Here is a 1,338-nt window from a genome sequence, read left to right on the forward strand (position 1 = left end):
CCTCGCAATAGCCCTGCTATTACTCGTCATTCCGCCTTGCCCAGCTGTCCAAAATAACTTGCTCGATATCATATTTAGAAGGCGGAATTGGTATTATTCCACTGTCAGTAAGATGATTGCGCGGCATCTAAAACTTAGCCATGAGCATTGAGTAGCTGGGTATCAACTATTCATAATGCGTCCACATCCTGATGATTTTAACGGTTTTCTCTTTTTTAAGTATCTGGTAAACCAATCGGTGCTGAATATTAATTCTTCGTGATAAAGCGCCACTCAGGTCACCCATCAGCTTTTCATAGGGTGGTGGCGTTTGATATGGGTTGATTGCCAGTATTTGCAGCAGGGCTTCTGCTTTGGATTTAAGGTCTGCGGCTGCGATTTTCTTTGCATCTTTTTGCGCCTGCCGGGTGTATACCAATTTCCAACTCACCAGCCGGGTTCCTCGCTGCAATCGGAAATATCACTGGCCAATCCGTCGCGGATGGATTCCCGCATACCCGGTACATTGAGCAGGTGAAGTGTTTCCTGAATAGCACTCCAGTCTTCTTCAGATACCAGTACGGCATTGTTGCGTTTGCCGGTAATGAGCACTGGCTTATGGCTTTGGGCGGTTTCATCAATCAGCCGGTACAGATTTGCACGGGCTTCGCTGGCGCTGTATCTGCTCATGGATTTTCTCCTGATTCTTTTACTATTTACGTACGTAATATAGTACGTACCCTTTGATCCCGCCAATGATGGTGCCAATTTTGTTGCCTTTTTAAAAACACTTTTGCTACGCAAATACTGAGCCCAACATACCATCCTATGATAGAGAAATGCCTTTTCCCCGCTGCCGGCTACGGCACCCGCTTTCTCCCGGCCACCAAATCCATGCCCAAAGAGATGATGCCCATTGTCAGTAAACAACTGATTGAGTATGGCGTTGAAGAGGCGCAGCAGGCGGGTATGAATGATACCTGTATTGTTACCGGCCGTGGCAAGCGCAGCCTGTAGGATCACTTTGATGCCAACTATGAACTGGAGCATCAGATTGCCGGTAGTGATAAGGAGTCATTGCTGACTGATAAACGACAGTTGATTAATGAGTGCACGTTCTCTTATACACGACAGAGAGATGAAAGGGTTGGGCCATGCGATTCTGTCCGGCGAGTCGCTGGTTGGTGACCAGCCTTTTGGTGTGGTGCTGGCCGATGATCTTTGCATCAATGCTGAAGGAAAAGGTGTGCTGGCTCAGATGGCGCAGCTGAAACCGGGGGTCAAAACCGGGGGTCAGGTCTTTAATTATGCGTGTGCCGTAGCACGGCTTTAGGAGTCCAAAGGACGAAGTCCTGAAGA

The 1,338-nt window shown here is 48.1% G+C and carries 2 protein-coding genes and 1 pseudogene; 1 reads left to right on the top strand and 2 read right to left on the bottom strand.

What is annotated here, in order from left to right:
- Positions 1–166: 166 nt before the first annotated feature.
- On the bottom strand, positions 167–430 hold the full coding sequence (locus KDK15_RS04240; protein ID WP_257294120.1) for a Txe/YoeB family addiction module toxin: 264 nt from the start codon (positions 428–430) through the stop codon (positions 167–169).
- Entirely contained in the window at positions 427–669 is a 243-nt protein-coding gene (locus tag KDK15_RS04245; RefSeq protein WP_257294121.1) for a type II toxin-antitoxin system Phd/YefM family antitoxin, read from the bottom strand. The genes KDK15_RS04240 and KDK15_RS04245 overlap by 4 nt, the downstream gene beginning before the upstream one ends.
- Positions 670–807: 138 nt before the next feature.
- On the opposite strand from KDK15_RS04245, the pseudogene KDK15_RS04250 reads away from it, so the two are divergent.
- Positions 808–1,249 (top strand): annotated as a pseudogene (locus tag KDK15_RS04250) (sugar phosphate nucleotidyltransferase); the annotation flags it as partial.
- Positions 1,250–1,338: the final 89 nt, after the last annotated feature.

It is taken from the genome of Endozoicomonas sp. YOMI1 (assembly GCF_024606345.1).
Lineage (GTDB): Bacteria > Pseudomonadota > Gammaproteobacteria > Pseudomonadales > Endozoicomonadaceae > Endozoicomonas.